Origin of the sequence: Methylobacterium sp. UNC378MF, assembly GCF_900103195.1 — a bacterium.
GTDB lineage: Bacteria > Pseudomonadota > Alphaproteobacteria > Rhizobiales > Beijerinckiaceae > Methylobacterium.
On the sequence record NZ_FMWU01000027.1, the window covers coordinates 42,953 to 56,285 of the forward strand.

The window sequence follows — 13,333 nt, forward strand, 5'->3', positions numbered from 1 at the left end:
TACGTCATGTGATTGGCGCCGCCCCGCCAACCTGCTCTCTGCTGGTGCCGTGATCGGAACGCGCACCGCACCGGCCATCCTGGCCGCATCCCTCGCCTTGGCGGTCCCCGCCGGCGCCGGGGAGGACGCGTTCGAGGGCATGGCCGGTCCTTACGGCGAGCGCCTGCGCTACGACGCGAAGGGGCTGACCCTCACTTTCCCCGAACCGGACGTGGGGCTCCAGATCGGTGGCCGGCTGCACATCGACGGCGGCACTGCCGGTTTTAGCCGGCCGAACCTGCCCGAGGCCTTTCCCGACAACGTCGCCGTGCGCCGCGCCTGGATCGAGCCGACGCTCACCATCGGCCGCGACTGGGTGATCGCCTTCCAGTACGATTTCGCCGACCCGATGCTGCCGATCAACGATGCGTTGGTCGCCTGGAAGGGGCTGCCGGACACGATCCTGACCCTCGGCAACATGAAGGAGCCGTTCAGCCTGGAATGGCTGCAGAGCAACAACGACACCCTGTTCGTCGAGCGTTCGGTGGCCAATGCTCTCGTACCGGAGCGCCGATTCGGCCTCGCGGCCGGGCATCACGGGCAGGCCTGGACCGCGGTGGCCGGCGTGTTCGGCAACGCCGCCAGCAACGGAATCGCCGGGGACGGCGTCGCGGTGGCGGCCCGCGCCACCGTCGCGCCGATCATGACCGCCGACGAGACCCTCCATCTCGGCCTCGCCGGGATCGTCCGCAGTCGGTCGCGGTCCGACGGCGCCTTCAGCTTCTCAAGTCCCGCCGGAGCCTTCCTGTTCACACGCCCCCTGGTGGATACCGGCGATCTCCCCGACGCCGCCACGGTATCGCGGCTCGGCGCCGAATTGGCCTATCGCCGCGGTCCGTTGCTGGTGCAGGCGGAATATATCCGCGCCGCGTTGCAGCCATTCCGCGGCCCCGGCCAATCCGGCTCCGGGCTCGACTTCCAGGGCGGCTATATCGAGGCGGCCCTGGTGCTGAACGGCGAAGGCCGCGGCTATGCGCTGACGCCTCAGAGCGGCACGACCTACGCGACCTTCAGGGGCGTAACGGTCCCGGAGGCGCAGCGGGTCTCCCGGGGCGGGATCGGCGTGTTCGAACTGGCCGCGCGCTACAGCGCCGTCGACCTGAACGCCCGCGGCTTCCGCGGAGGCCGCGAGCGCGACGTGACCCTCGGCCTGAGCTGGTATCCCGAGCCGAATCTGCGGCTGATCGGGAACGTCATCCACGGGCGCGTGCAACCGGGAGAGGCCCAATCCGAGACCCTGGGCACGGCTCCGTTCTCGGTCGACACGGTGATCGCGCGGCTGCAGATCTACTGGTGAGGGGCGAACGGGCCGGCCGCTTCCTCGTCCGACGGCCTTACACGGCGCGGCGCAGAACCGATCGGAACGGGCGCCGCTCGGGCTCCGGGGGTGGCGTCGGCTCCTCGGAAGGCGGGGTCGCCAAGACCTCCGCCCGCACCGGCCGCGGTGCCGCGAAGGCCGTTCCCTGCGCGAACGGCACGTCGAGGTCGATCAGGTCCGGAACGTCGGCCTCGTCGGCGACGCCGGTGGCGACGACGCGGATCCCGGCCCGGCCGAGGGCCGGTGCGGTGTCCTCGATGGCGATGTCCGACAGGCGGCCCCGGTTCGCGCCCGGCCGCAGCAGCATCTCCGCCGGCACCTTGACCTGACCGATGCCGAGCGCCGCGAGTTCGGCCGCTTCGAAGCGCAGGTCGTCCGGGCGGTCGAGGCTGAACCCGATCCGGCCCTGCAGGGGCGCAAGCAGGCCCCGCTGGCCGGCGTCGAGGCGGCGCCAGCTCTCCTGCGGCAGGGCGATGGTCAACCCCGCCAGGGCCGGATCGTCGGCGGCCGTGCGGGCCAATTCGCGCAGGAGGCCGGGCTCGAACAGCGACAGCGGCGACAAGCTGTAGGTCAGCAGGGTCTCGCTGCCCCGTCGGGCGAGGTGACGCGTCACGATGGAGGCGCGCTGGAGCATGCGGCGATCGAGTTCGGTGGTGCGGCCGTAGCGCTCAAGCACCGGCAGGAAGGCGTCGGGTTCGGCCGGCGGCGTCCCAGGACCGCCGATCCGCAACCGGGCCAGCGCCTCGTAGGCCACGACCTTGCGCTGGGGCAGGGTGACGACGGGCTGCAGGTGGATTTCCAGGCCCTCCCCTTCGAAGGCCGCGATGATCGCGGCCTCGTCGAGCGGGGTCGCGGTGGGCCGGGGCGGGATCGGGCGCGGCGGGATCGGGCGCGGCGAGACGGACGGCGCCGGATCCTGGACGGTTTGCCGGTCCGTCGCGGCCGGCTGCGGCACCGACGGGATGCGCTCGGGCAGAGCGGCCGGCGCCTGGGGATGCGCCGGCGCTTCTGGGAGATCCGCGGCCGGCATCGGATCGGGCTGATGCCGGAGCGCCTGCGCCGGCGCGATCTCGCGCGGAGCCTTGAGGCTCGCGATCTCGGAATCCTGGTTGCTCACCACCGTGGTGAGGTCCCGCACGATGCCGCTGAGGAGCCCGAACTCGACGGTCAGTTCCTCGATCTGCGCCCGGAGGGTGGCCTCGGCGACCTCGGGCCGCGGCTGAGCCGCCGCGGCGGCCGCCGCCGTCTCGACCTTGAGCAGGCGCCGGGACAGCAGATCGACCTCGCCGGACAGCTTCTCGCAGCGCGCCTTCAGGGTGGCGATACGGGTCAGGGCGAGAGAGCCGGCCGCGGCGGCCGCGGCGCCGAGCGTCAAGGCGCTCCAGAGCGGCAGGAACACCGCGAGCGGCCCGAACACGACGAGCCCGATTAGGCCGACCGTCAACAGCCCCGCGTACCGGCCGAGGACCGGGACCATCGTCTGAACACCTGCCAGGAACGCGCGCCGGTCGCCGGGGAATATCCCGAGCGAACCCCACCGGGCGCGAACCGAATCGCAGGATCATTGGCCGGGCACACCCCGGCCGGCAAGGCTCAGGGAGGGTGATGGTGCGATGCCGCCTGTTAATTTCGGGGGGTGTGACGCCGGCGCCCGCTGGAACGTTGCGGAATCATCACGGCGGGTCCGATTGCAAGGCCCTCCGGGGAGGGTTGCGCGGCTTGCGAATGCGGCGGGGATGAAAAAGGATCATAAAGCGTGGCCATGACGCCCGTCCCCACGCGTACTCCCCGATTTCGCGCTGTTCTCGGCGCCGGCACGCTGCTCGCGGCCTTCGGCACGACAGCGCTGCAGGCCGCCGATCTCGGCGCGGACCTTGCGCGCCCGACGCCGACCTTCGCGATGGTCGATCCAAACACTTGGATCGTCACGCTGAGCGGCTCGATCCAGGCCGTGCCGCGCTATCCGGGCGCCAGCGACTACACCGCCGTCGGCTATCCCTCGATCGACATCCGGCGGGTGGGCGAGCCGCGCCGCTTCTCGACGCCAGATGACGGTTTCAGCTTCTCGCTGTTCGACTCCGAGTCGTTCCGGATCGGCCCGACCGCGCGCTTCGTGCCCGGGCGCTATTACGGCGACGACCGGCGCCACCTGTACGGCTTCCGCGACGCACGCTTCGCGGTCGAGCCGGGCGTGTTCGCCGAATTCTATCCGGTCTCCTTCATCCGGACCCGCGTCGAGGCCCGCCAGGGCGTTTACGGCCATCACGGCACCGTCGGCTCGGTGGCAGCCGACTACCTGATCCCGGCAGATAAGCTCCTGTTCTCCATCGGGCCGCGCTTCAACATCGGCGATGCCAGCTACGCCCGGAAGTATTTCGGGGTCTCCCCGATCGAGGCGGCGCTGAACGGGCGCGTCACCCCCTACGACCCGCGCAGCTTCTACTCGGCGGGCGTACTCGGCGGCGTCACCTACACGCAGAGCGAGACATGGGCCTATACGGCCTATGCCGGCTACACCCGGATCCTCGGCGCCTCCGGCGACAGCCCGCTGGTGCGCCGCCCCTTCGGCAACCCCAATCAGTACCAGTTCGGCCTGCGCATCGATTACGCCTTCCGGATGCCGGCGCCGTTCTAGGCCGCCGCGGCGGCTTGCACCGGTCCCACCGGCTCCCGACATTGCGGCGACACGGATATGGAGGCCCGGATGGACGAGACGCGCGCCGACCTGCTGATGCGGGTGGAGGGCATGACGTGTGACGGCTGCGCCGCCGCGGTGACCCGCGCGGTGAAGCGGATCGATCCCGCGGCGGATGTACAGGTCGATCGGGACGGCGCACGGGTGGCGATCCGCACCGACGCGCAGGCGCTCACCATCGCCGAGGCCCTGACCCAGGCCGGCTACACCGCGACGGCCATGACCGGCTGAGACGGCCGGGATCGGCTGAAGTCGCTCAGTCTCCGGATCTGGGCCGGCAGGCTGCGGCAGCTAATGTCGCGGCGCCCCACATCGGTGCAAGGAGCGCGAGCAACGCGGGCACGCGCGACGCTTGTGCGCGTAGCGCAACTGGGTTGCTGCGCCCCGCTCGCAGGGACGGCGACCTTGCTGGGCTGGATTCGGGACGATGGTTGCCACCGTGCCGAGAAGGACCGCTCAGGAGCGGCTCAGGAACATCCCGGTGAGCAGCAGGGCGAAGCCCGCGAGGCCGAACAGGCCCTCCTTGCGCTGGGTCCTGTCGAGGAAATGAGCGGCGGCGCCGGCCGCACAACAGGCGGCCCCCAGGCCGATTGTCAGCGAGGACATCTCGAGTCTCCTCATCCCGCGTCGCCCCGCGACGCGGCGAAACAGCCCCCCTCATGGGCCTGCCGGACGGCGCTGTCCGTTCAGGATGGAGTCACGGCGCAAGATTTGCACGGTCCGGCGAGACTGGCAAGCGATCATCATTAAGTTCTCGCCGATCCTGCGAGAGCAATGCTTGAGGGACCGATAGATCTTTGCGGCGCGGTCGCGCTGAATACCGTATTCACATTCACCGCATCGCGCGACGGCTCCGCGCGGGACGCCGGTCCGGTGCGGCTGCGGACGGAATGCGTTGACCGCCGCGCCCACGCCCGCTTAGACCACCCGGCGGAACCATGGGCCTACGGGTCCCTCCCGCACGGAACGCGGGTGCGCACCGACCCGCAGCTGCGGCGGGACTTCTGCGAAAGGCTGCTCGTCAACCTATGCTCACCACCTCCCCCGTCCGGTTCGACGTTGCGGTCGTCGGCGGCGGCCATGCCGGCGTCGAGGCCGCCGCCGCGGCCGCACGCTGCGGCGCGCGCACCGCGCTGGTCACGCACGATCCGACGACGATCGGGGCGATGTCGTGCAACCCGGCTATCGGCGGCCTCGGCAAGGGCCATCTCGTGCGCGAGGTCGATGCTCTGGACGGCCTGATGGGCCGGGTCGCGGACGCCGCCGGAATCCAGTTCCGCCTGCTCAACCGCCGCAAGGGCCCGGCGGTACGCGGCCCCCGGACCCAGGCCGACCGCAAGCTCTACGCGGCCGCCATGCAGGAAGCGGTGGCCGAGACCGACGGGCTCACGGTGATTGCGGGCGCCTGCGAGGATCTCACCTTCGGCGCGGAGGGCCGCCTCAGCGGCCTCGTCCTGGCGGATGGGCGCACCCTCGCCTGCGGGGCCGTGGTGCTGACCACCGGCACCTTCCTGCGCGGGCTGATCCATATCGGCGAGCGGCAGATCCCGGCGGGCCGCGTCGGCGAGGCGCCGGCGATCGGACTGGCGCAGACCCTCGACCGCCTGGGCCTCCGGCTGGGTCGGCTGAAGACCGGCACGCCCCCGCGTCTTGACGGACGGACCATCGATTGGGCCGGCCTGGAGATGCAGGAGGCCGATGCCGAGCCGGTGCCGTTCTCGACCCTGACCGAGCGGATCACGACGCCGCAGATCCGCTGCGGCATCACCCGGACGAGCCAGGCCGTCCACGACCTGATCCGCGCCAACCTGCACCGCTCGCCGATGTATTCCGGCGGGATCGCCAGCCGGGGGCCGCGCTACTGCCCGTCGATCGAGGACAAGGTGGTGCGCTTCGGCGACCGGGAGGGGCACCAGATCTTCCTGGAGCCCGAGGGCCTGGACGACCCGACGATCTACCCGAACGGCATCTCCACGGCCCTGCCGGAAGAGGTGCAGCACGCGCTCGTCCGTCTGATCCCCGGGCTGGAGCGGGCCACGATCCTGCGCCCGGGCTACGCCATCGAGTACGACTACGTCGATCCGCGGGAACTCGATAGCGGCCTCCAGGTGAAGCGCCTGCCGGGCCTGTTCCTGGCCGGCCAGATCAACGGCACTACGGGCTACGAGGAGGCTGCCGGCCAAGGGCTGGTGGCCGGTCTCAACGCCGCCCGGCACGCGGGCGGACTCGGCATCGTGGGCTTCGACCGGGCCGAGTCGTATCTCGGCGTGATGATCGATGACCTCGTGACCCAGGGTGTCAGCGAGCCCTACCGGATGTTCACCTCGCGCTCGGAGTACCGGCTGTCCCTGCGGGTCGACAACGCGGATGCCCGCCTCACGCCGCGCGGGATCGCGCTGGGCTGCGTCGGGGGATATCGGGCAACCCGTTTCGCGGCCGGGCAGGCGGCCCTGGACGCGGCCCGCGCCCGCCTCGAATCCGTGAGCCTGACGCCGAGCCAGGCTGCTTCCCACGGGATCAACCTGAACCGCGATGGCATCCGCCGCACCGGCTTCCAGCTGCTGGCCTATCCGGAGATCGCGTGGTCTACCCTGGCGGCGGTGTGGCCGGATCTCGCCGATGTCGCTCCACGGATCGCCGATCGGATGAAGACCGACGCGACCTATGCGGTCTATCTCGACCGGCAGAACGCCGACATCGCAGCCTTCCGCCGCGACGAGGCGGTGCGCCTGCCCGCGGGTCTGGATTACGCGGCGATCAGCGGCCTCTCCAATGAGATGCGGGTGAAGCTCGAGACCGTGCGCCCCGGGACCCTGGGACAGGCGGCACGGATCGAGGGCGTGACCCCGGCCGCGCTGACCCTGCTCGCCGCGCATGCGCGGCGCGGCGCGCGATCGACGCCGGCCCTGGATCAGCTGTCGGCATGAGTGACCCGGATCGCGCCCGCATCCTGGCAGCCTCCCGTGTTTCACGTGAAACAGCCGAGCGGCTGGACCTCTACGTGGCCCAGCTGCGCCGCTGGCAGCCGATCAAGAACCTCGTCGGCCCGGCGACCCTGACGGAGGTCTGGAGCCGCCATATCGACGACGCATTGCAGCTGCTCGATCTGGCACCCGGTGCCCGCACCTGGCTCGACCTCGGCTCCGGAGCGGGCATTCCGGGCCTGATCCTGGCCATCGCCGGCCGGGAACGCGGCATTCGGGTCGACCTCGTGGAGAGCAACGCGCGCAAATGCGCCTTCCTCACCGAGACGGCTCGCCTCACCGAGGCCCCGGCCCGGGTGCGCAACGCCCGGATCGAGGCCGTGATCGACGAGTACGTCGGCACCGAGGTCGTCTGCGCCCGCGCCCTCGCGCCGATGGCACAGCTCCTCGCCTGGACCGAGCCTCTGTTGAAAACGGGCACCACCGGCCTGTTTCCGAAGGGCCGGGACGTACAAGCCGAATTGACCCAGGCCGGCGCGCAGTGGACAGTCGTTAACGACCTCGTGCCGAGCCGGACCGATTCCGATGCCCGGATCGTGCGCGTCACTGCCCTCGCCGCCCCGAGCCACCGATGAGCGAAGCGATCCTCGGCGATCCCGCCGACCGGTCCATGGATTCATCCATGCGACGCCCTCTGCGCGTTCTGGCGCTCGCCAACCAGAAGGGCGGCGTCGGCAAGACCACGACGGCCATCAACCTCGGCACCGCCCTGGCGGCGATCGGCGAGGACGTGCTGGTGATCGACCTCGATCCGCAGGGCAACGCCTCCACGGGTCTGGGCATCGACCGCGCCAAGCGCCGGGTCTCGACCTACGAGGTCATGGCGGGCGAGGCCTCCCTGGCGCAGGCCGTGGTCCCGACGGCGGTACCCCGGCTGTCGCTGGCGCCCTCGACCATGGACCTCCTCGGCCTCGAGCTGGAACTGGCCACCCTGCCCGACCGTGCGCATCGGCTGCGCGGCGTCCTGAAGAGCCTCACCCAGGCGCCGAGCCTGAGCCGGATCAGCTACGTGCTGATCGACTGCCCGCCCTCGCTCAACCTGCTGACCATCAATGCGCTGGCGGCCGCCGACGCGGTGCTGGTGCCGCTGCAATGCGAGTTCTTCGCCCTGGAGGGGCTCAGCCAGCTTCTGCGCACCGTCGAGCAGGTCCGCGGCGCGCTGAACCCGAAGCTGACGATCCAGGGCATCGTGCTGACGATGTTCGACCCGCGCAACAACCTCTCCGCCCAGGTCGTGGCGGATGTGCGCGGGTTCATGGGCGACAAGGTCTACGAGACCGTGATCCCCCGCAACGTCCGGATCTCCGAGGCGCCCTCGCACGGCAAGCCGGCCCTGCTGTACGACCTGAAATGCGCGGGCAGCCAGGCCTACCTGCGCCTCGCCTCGGAAGTGATCCAGCGCGAGGGCCGGGTTCCGGCCGCGGCCTGATTGATTTGAGCCCCCTCCGGTTCGAAGAGGGGGGATGTGGAGCGTGACACGGGTGGCGATCATGGCGGAGGAGGGGGCGAAGCCTCGACTGGGGCGCGGGCTCGCGGCGCTGATCGGCGATTTCAACGAGGCCGGCCGCGCGTCGGCCAAGGCCGAGGAGCAGCGCAAGGTTCCGGTCGAGTTCCTGCGTGCCAACCCGCGCAACCCGCGCCGGAGCTTCGCCGAGACGGAACTGTCCGAACTGGCGGCCTCGATCGGCCAGCGGGGCATCATCCAGCCGATCGTGGTCCGCCCGATCGGCGACGTGCCCGGGACCTTCGAGATCGTGGCCGGCGAGCGGCGCTGGCGGGCTGCCCAGCGCGCCGGCCTCGACGAGGTGCCGGTGGTGGTGGTCGAGATCGACGACCGCGGCTCCCTGGAATTCGCCATCCTGGAGAACGTCCAGCGCACCGATCTCAACGCGATCGAGGAGGCGTCCGGCTACGAGCGCCTGATGAAGGATTTCTCGTACACGCAGAAGGAGTTGGCCGAGATCCTGGGCAAGAGCCGCAGCCATCTGGCCAATACGCTCCGGCTGCTCAACCTGCCGCTCTCCGTGCAGGAGCGCGTCTCCGCCGGCGAGCTGACCGCCGGACACGCCCGCGCCCTGCTGGCGGTGCGCGATCCCGAGGCGCTGGCGCGCCGCGTCGTGGCCGAGGGCCTGTCGGTCCGGGATGTGGAGGCCATCGCGTCCGCGGAGGCTGCCCCGGCCGAGACGCCCCGCCCCGGTCGCCCGCGCCTCTCAGCCGAGCGCCCCGCGACTGTGCGCGATCTGGAACTCCGGATCCACCGGGCGCTCGGCGTCCCGGTCTCCTACAAGCCCAAGGATGCCGATTCGGGCGAGATCCGCATCCGCTACGAGTCCCAGGACGAGCTGCAGGCCCTGCTCAACCGGTTCAAGGTCTCGGACGCCTGAGGCCGGCTCCGGCCGCACGGTCGGGTCTCGCGGGCTGTGCGAACGGTGTGACGCGACCCGGACATGGCAGGCGCGATCCGGGATTGGGACGGCGCTCCGGATCGCTTTGCCGCGCGCGATGATGCGGAAGGCTGCCGGGTAGTCTCACCTCAGTGAGCCCGGCGCAGGCTCGGCACAAAGGCGGCGAGCCGGTCCCGAAGGGCAGGTACAAGCGGCGGTGGCGCCGGAGGCCAGCTCAATCCGAGCGGCCCCGGGGCTGACCGCCGGGCCCCCGTCCCGCTTCGACCCGGCTGCGGTCAACCCCGAGCACCAGCGTGGCGCGGTGCCGGTCGCCCTCTCCTGCACGGCGCAGAAGGCCCGCCGGCCGGGAGACCGGGCCGCCGCAAGGGCCTCGCTGCTGTTGATCACGATCCGCTCGCCGCTGCGGCCCCACAGGCCGGGACCTGCGTGTCGAGGAACTCGCTCAGCGTGTTGGGAAAGTAGATCTGCCCGGTGAGCATCGTGCGCCTGTCGAGGAACGCCTTGACGTGGATATGCTCGGCGCGACCCACGTACCAGCCGGGATAGATCGTCTCGAACCGGACCCGCCCCGTCATGTCGGTCGTCTGGCCGCCGCGCAGGCAGGTCCGGCCCCGTATCGACATTCCCCGCCCCCTGCCCGGGGAGCCGGACTACCGGCCCTCGGCGTCGCAGTGCCAGACGTCGACCCGCCTCCCCGGCAAGGGCGCAGTTCGCTGCCTCGATCACCCGCCGGGCGAGCAGCAGCGGGATGCCGGGGCGGCCCTCGCGGATATCGGCGCGCACGAGCCTCAAGTCCCGGTGGAACGGGCCTTCAACGGCCTGTGGCATCCGAAGGCAGGCGTAGGATCCCGCCCCGGACGCGACGGCACACGGCACATCGCGGAGGCACCGAGAACGCCCAGCAGGCTGCGGCGCGAGGCGGGAAAGGGCATGGCGGCGCGATCAGGGCGGGTGGTCCGGATCGGGCGGCAGAGGGCCGCGATCTCGAAATTGTGTCCGGCCGCCTGTCGACACCGGCGCGCGTCCGGGCGCGGACCGAAGAGGGCGTGCCGTGCGTATGGCGCGCGGCTCCGGGCCAGTGTCGCTCCGGTATCCTCCGCCGCGGAGAGGCCTCCGCTGCCGCAGATCCTGTCTACCGCCGCCGCCGCGCCCCCGCCTCCGCGACCCGCAGGAGGGCCGCCGAGGCCAGCGCATGGGCTAAGTCGGGCTCGGCCCTCCGGCAGGCGAGGACCGCCTCCTGCAGGGCCGCGACGGCCTGCCGGAGGGTGCCGGGCGGCCACGCGCCGAGCTGGCCCTCGATGCTGCCCTTGCGCTTGAAATGCAGGCCCCGCCACGTCGCGACCATCATGGCGGGGGTCTTCTCGGGATTGTCGAGGCGGGTGGTGAGCAGCGTCAGGGCGTGCCGCAGCGCCGAGCCCAGCACCACCCCCGGGTCGAGGCCCTCGTGGCGGAAGCGCCGGTAGTCGCGCTCCACCGCGTCGCGGCGGCCGTCGAAGGCGGCGTCGATCAGGGTGTTGAGCACGCTCGCCGCGACGTCGCTGGTGACGGCCTCGACATGGTCGAGGGTCACGGTCTTGTCACCCTCCCCCGCGGCGTAGAGAGCGAGCTTCTCGATCTCCATCAGGCTCGCCCGGCGGTCGCCGCCGAGGCTGCGGGCCAAGACCTCGCGGGCGGCCCGATCGATGCGCAGGCCGCGCTCCTGAAGGGTCCGCTCGATCAGGTCCGAGAGGGTCCGCTCGTCGTCGGCATAGCAGGGAATCGCGAGCGCCTTGGGAGAGCGTTCGCACAGGGTGCGCAGCGGATTGTTTCTGGCGAGGTCGCCGGCCTCCACGACGATGCGGGCGTCGGCGACGGTCGCGCCGAGCACCGCCTCGACGGCGGGCGCGTAGTTGCGGGTGCCGGGCCGGACCCAGATCGATCGGCGGCCGCCGAACAGGCCCATCGTCCCGGCCTCGTCGCATAGCCGGCCCGGATCGGCCGCCAGGATGTCACCGTCGATCCGCACCAGTGCGAAAGGATCGGCCGGATCGTCGACGAAATCCTCGGCGAGCTTCCGAGCCCGCTCGGTGACCAGACCGGTATCCGGCCCGAACACGAGGATGACGGGGATGCGCGGATCGGGACCGCGCCGGATCAGCCCCTCGATTTCACCGGCCTTGACCGCCGTCACGTCGGATTACGGCTTCGTCGAGAGCACGGCGGCGAGGCGGCTCTTGATCTGATCGGACAGCACGCCGGCCAGACGGATCTCGGCGTCGCGCGCGGCCCGCTGGCTGGCGAAGCGCTGGACCGAGCGGTCGTAGGTGGCGGTCGAGGTGGCAACGCCCTCGGTGTAGACCTTGGTGCCGCTCATATCCTCGAGGCTGTACTTGATGTTGGCCACCAGGGTACCGGCCTCGGCGCGGCCGGTGGTGGAGGAGACGATCGGGGTCTGCACGATTTCGGAGCCGGAGAGCTTCAGCCGGTAGCGCTTGGTCGCCGGATGGCCGGACCCATCGAGGTCGAAGATCAGCTCGCTGCGCAGGTAGTGGCCGAGGCGCTCCTGGCCCTGGGCCATCGCGACGTCGTCGACCTGGACCGAGGCGAGCAGCGCCTGGACGGATTCCCCCGAGGCGGTCGGTCCGTAGAGCGGCCGGAAGCAGGCCGAGAGGCTCAGCGCCAAGCCGGTCGCGCAGGCGAGGCGGGCGATCCGCCCCGCAATCGTAACCTTCGAACCCACCATCACGCCGCCGTTCCGCCCCCGCTTGCCGGATCGTTCTAGCGCGGACACGGCGTGCCGCGCCACGACGCTAGGAGCCAAGTGTTACGATTCCCCTGTTGCGCGCCCTCTGCGGCAAGAGCGTGGTCGCGCGGTTTCGGATTGTCACGCCGCGGCAGGAGAGGGATCCGGCGGTCCGGCCGGAGTGCCTAGGCAATCGCCGCGAGGTAGGCCGAGACGGTCACGACCGCCAGCACCGTGGAGAACAGGACGACCCGGGCGGTCAGGTCGGCCTCGCGCCGGTAGAATTCCGCCAGCATGAACGGCCCGGTGCCGGTGGGCAGCGCCGCCATGAGCACCGCCGTGTGCAGCAGGAGCGGGGGCAGCTCGAACAGGTAGCGGCCGAGCGCGTAGGCAAGCAGGGGATGGAGGCCGAGTTTCAGGCCGACGAGCAGCGCCACGACCTGTCCCTGCCCGCCTCCCGGGCGACGCTTCTGGGCCAGGAAGAGGCCGAGCGCCACCAGGGCGCAGGGCGCGGCCGCCCCGCCCAGGAGCTTGAGGAACGTCTCCGCGGAGGCCGGCAGCGTCAAGCCGGCGCTCGGTACCAGGGCGCCGAGCGCCGGCGCCACCAGCAGCGGGTTGCGCACGAGCGAACGGCCGACCGACCGCCAGACGGGATCACGGGCGGAGACCCGGCCCGTCGCGGGGGCCTCGCGCCGCAGGCCGGTCTCGATCAGCACGATCGCGACCGCGAACACGCCGCAGACCGTGAGAATCGCCGCCACCGTCGTGGGCGCGAGCGCCTCCGGCCCGAAGGCGACCAGCGCCAGGGGGAAGCCCATGAAGCCGGTATTGGCATAGCCGGCGTTGAGCCCGTCCACCGCGGCATCGGCCAGCGGCCGCCCCTCCCCGCGCCGGATCAGCACCGTGAGGGCGAAGACCGCGAGGCTGCTGAGGCCGAAGGCGCCGATGAAGCCGGGCCTCCAGATGGCACCCCAATGGGCGTGGGCGGTCACGTCGAACAGGAGCGCGGGCAGAGCCAGGAAGACCACGAACCGGTTGAGTTCGGTGGTGGCGGCGGCCCCGAGCACGCCGATCCTCCGGGCCAGCCAGCCGGCGAAGATCAGCGCGAAGATCGGCAGCACGACCAGAAGGGTCGAGAGCATGGCGGGCCCGGATCGAAGGACGACGTCC

Annotated in this window: 13 protein-coding genes; 7 read left to right on the top strand and 6 right to left on the bottom strand. The window is 71.3% G+C overall.

The features are described from left to right. The first annotated feature begins 49 nt into the window (after positions 1–49). A complete protein-coding gene (locus tag BLT59_RS24095) occupies positions 50–1,336 on the top strand; it encodes an OprO/OprP family phosphate-selective porin (protein ID WP_091786731.1) in 1,287 nt (428 codons plus the stop codon). A 37-nt stretch (positions 1,337–1,373) separates the two neighbouring features. On the opposite strand, the gene BLT59_RS24100 is transcribed toward BLT59_RS24095, so the two are convergent. Continuing rightward, a complete protein-coding gene (locus BLT59_RS24100) occupies positions 1,374–2,834 on the bottom strand; it encodes an EAL domain-containing protein (RefSeq protein WP_091786734.1) in 1,461 nt (486 codons plus the stop codon). 279 nt (positions 2,835–3,113) lie between these two features. Here BLT59_RS24100 and BLT59_RS24105 point away from each other — a divergent pair, with 279 nt between their 5' ends. Together BLT59_RS24105 and BLT59_RS24110 are read left to right on the top strand one after the other, a co-directional pair. Continuing rightward, positions 3,114–3,992, top strand: coding sequence for a MipA/OmpV family protein (locus BLT59_RS24105; RefSeq protein WP_091786737.1), 879 nt, complete (start codon positions 3,114–3,116; stop codon positions 3,990–3,992). A gap of 69 nt (positions 3,993–4,061) precedes the next feature. After that, positions 4,062–4,283, top strand: coding sequence for a heavy-metal-associated domain-containing protein (locus tag BLT59_RS24110; RefSeq protein ID WP_091786813.1), 222 nt, complete (start codon positions 4,062–4,064; stop codon positions 4,281–4,283). Between the two features lie 225 nt (positions 4,284–4,508). Here the strand turns inward: BLT59_RS24110 and BLT59_RS31470 are convergent, their stop codons facing one another. Continuing rightward, positions 4,509–4,658, bottom strand: coding sequence for a hypothetical protein (locus BLT59_RS31470; protein WP_164706362.1), 150 nt, complete (start codon positions 4,656–4,658; stop codon positions 4,509–4,511). A gap of 422 nt (positions 4,659–5,080) precedes the next feature. Here BLT59_RS31470 and mnmG point away from each other — a divergent pair, with 422 nt between their 5' ends. From mnmG to BLT59_RS24130, 4 genes are all read left to right on the top strand, one after another. Further along, complete coding sequence (mnmG, locus tag BLT59_RS24115) at positions 5,081–6,979, top strand: tRNA uridine-5-carboxymethylaminomethyl(34) synthesis enzyme MnmG (protein ID WP_091786740.1); 1,899 nt, start codon at positions 5,081–5,083, stop codon at positions 6,977–6,979. Next, positions 6,976–7,611 carry a 16S rRNA (guanine(527)-N(7))-methyltransferase RsmG gene (gene rsmG, locus BLT59_RS24120; protein WP_091786743.1) on the top strand — a complete coding sequence of 212 codons (636 nt, stop codon included), beginning with the start codon at positions 6,976–6,978 and terminating at the stop codon, positions 7,609–7,611. The genes mnmG and rsmG overlap by 4 nt, the downstream gene beginning before the upstream one ends. Further along, positions 7,608–8,465 carry a ParA family protein gene (locus tag BLT59_RS24125; RefSeq protein ID WP_012321019.1) on the top strand — a complete coding sequence of 286 codons (858 nt, stop codon included), beginning with the start codon at positions 7,608–7,610 and terminating at the stop codon, positions 8,463–8,465. Before rsmG ends, BLT59_RS24125 begins: the two co-directional genes overlap by 4 nt. A gap of 61 nt (positions 8,466–8,526) precedes the next feature. Then, positions 8,527–9,420, top strand: a complete 894-nt coding sequence (locus BLT59_RS24130; RefSeq protein ID WP_091786816.1) for a ParB/RepB/Spo0J family partition protein — start codon at positions 8,527–8,529, stop codon at positions 9,418–9,420. Between the two features lie 404 nt (positions 9,421–9,824). Here the strand turns inward: BLT59_RS24130 and BLT59_RS30780 are convergent, their stop codons facing one another. The 4 genes from BLT59_RS30780 to BLT59_RS24150 form a co-directional block, all read right to left on the bottom strand. Then, the gene (locus BLT59_RS30780) at positions 9,825–10,064 is read right to left on the bottom strand and encodes a peptidase associated/transthyretin-like domain-containing protein (protein ID WP_139174105.1); all 240 of its coding nucleotides are present in this window, start codon (positions 10,062–10,064) and stop codon (positions 9,825–9,827) included. A gap of 509 nt (positions 10,065–10,573) precedes the next feature. Then, positions 10,574–11,611, bottom strand: coding sequence for a DNA polymerase III subunit delta (holA, locus tag BLT59_RS24140; protein WP_091786746.1), 1,038 nt, complete (start codon positions 11,609–11,611; stop codon positions 10,574–10,576). Positions 11,612–11,617: 6 nt separating this feature from the next. Next, positions 11,618–12,163 (bottom strand): LPS assembly lipoprotein LptE, encoded by a 546-nt coding sequence (gene lptE, locus BLT59_RS24145; protein ID WP_091786749.1) that lies wholly within the window; start codon positions 12,161–12,163, stop codon positions 11,618–11,620. A 185-nt stretch (positions 12,164–12,348) separates the two neighbouring features. Continuing rightward, a complete protein-coding gene (locus BLT59_RS24150) occupies positions 12,349–13,305 on the bottom strand; it encodes an AEC family transporter (RefSeq protein ID WP_091786752.1) in 957 nt (318 codons plus the stop codon). Positions 13,306–13,333: the final 28 nt, after the last annotated feature.

Coding starts and splice junctions, on each gene's coding strand:
- BLT59_RS30780 (WP_139174105.1), bottom strand. CDS start 10,064: ATGTCGATACGGGGCCGGACCTGCCTGCGCGGCGGCCAGACGACCGAC.
- BLT59_RS24110 (WP_091786813.1), top strand. CDS start 4,062: ATGGACGAGACGCGCGCCGACCTGCTGATGCGGGTGGAGGGCATGACG.
- mnmG (WP_091786740.1), top strand. CDS start 5,081: ATGCTCACCACCTCCCCCGTCCGGTTCGACGTTGCGGTCGTCGGCGGC.
- lptE (WP_091786749.1), bottom strand. CDS start 12,163: ATGGTGGGTTCGAAGGTTACGATTGCGGGGCGGATCGCCCGCCTCGCC.
- BLT59_RS24130 (WP_091786816.1), top strand. CDS start 8,527: ATGGCGGAGGAGGGGGCGAAGCCTCGACTGGGGCGCGGGCTCGCGGCG.
- BLT59_RS24100 (WP_091786734.1), bottom strand. CDS start 2,834: ATGGTCCCGGTCCTCGGCCGGTACGCGGGGCTGTTGACGGTCGGCCTA.
- BLT59_RS24125 (WP_012321019.1), top strand. CDS start 7,608: ATGAGCGAAGCGATCCTCGGCGATCCCGCCGACCGGTCCATGGATTCA.
- rsmG (WP_091786743.1), top strand. CDS start 6,976: ATGAGTGACCCGGATCGCGCCCGCATCCTGGCAGCCTCCCGTGTTTCA.
- BLT59_RS24150 (WP_091786752.1), bottom strand. CDS start 13,305: ATGCTCTCGACCCTTCTGGTCGTGCTGCCGATCTTCGCGCTGATCTTC.
- BLT59_RS31470 (WP_164706362.1), bottom strand. CDS start 4,658: ATGTCCTCGCTGACAATCGGCCTGGGGGCCGCCTGTTGTGCGGCCGGC.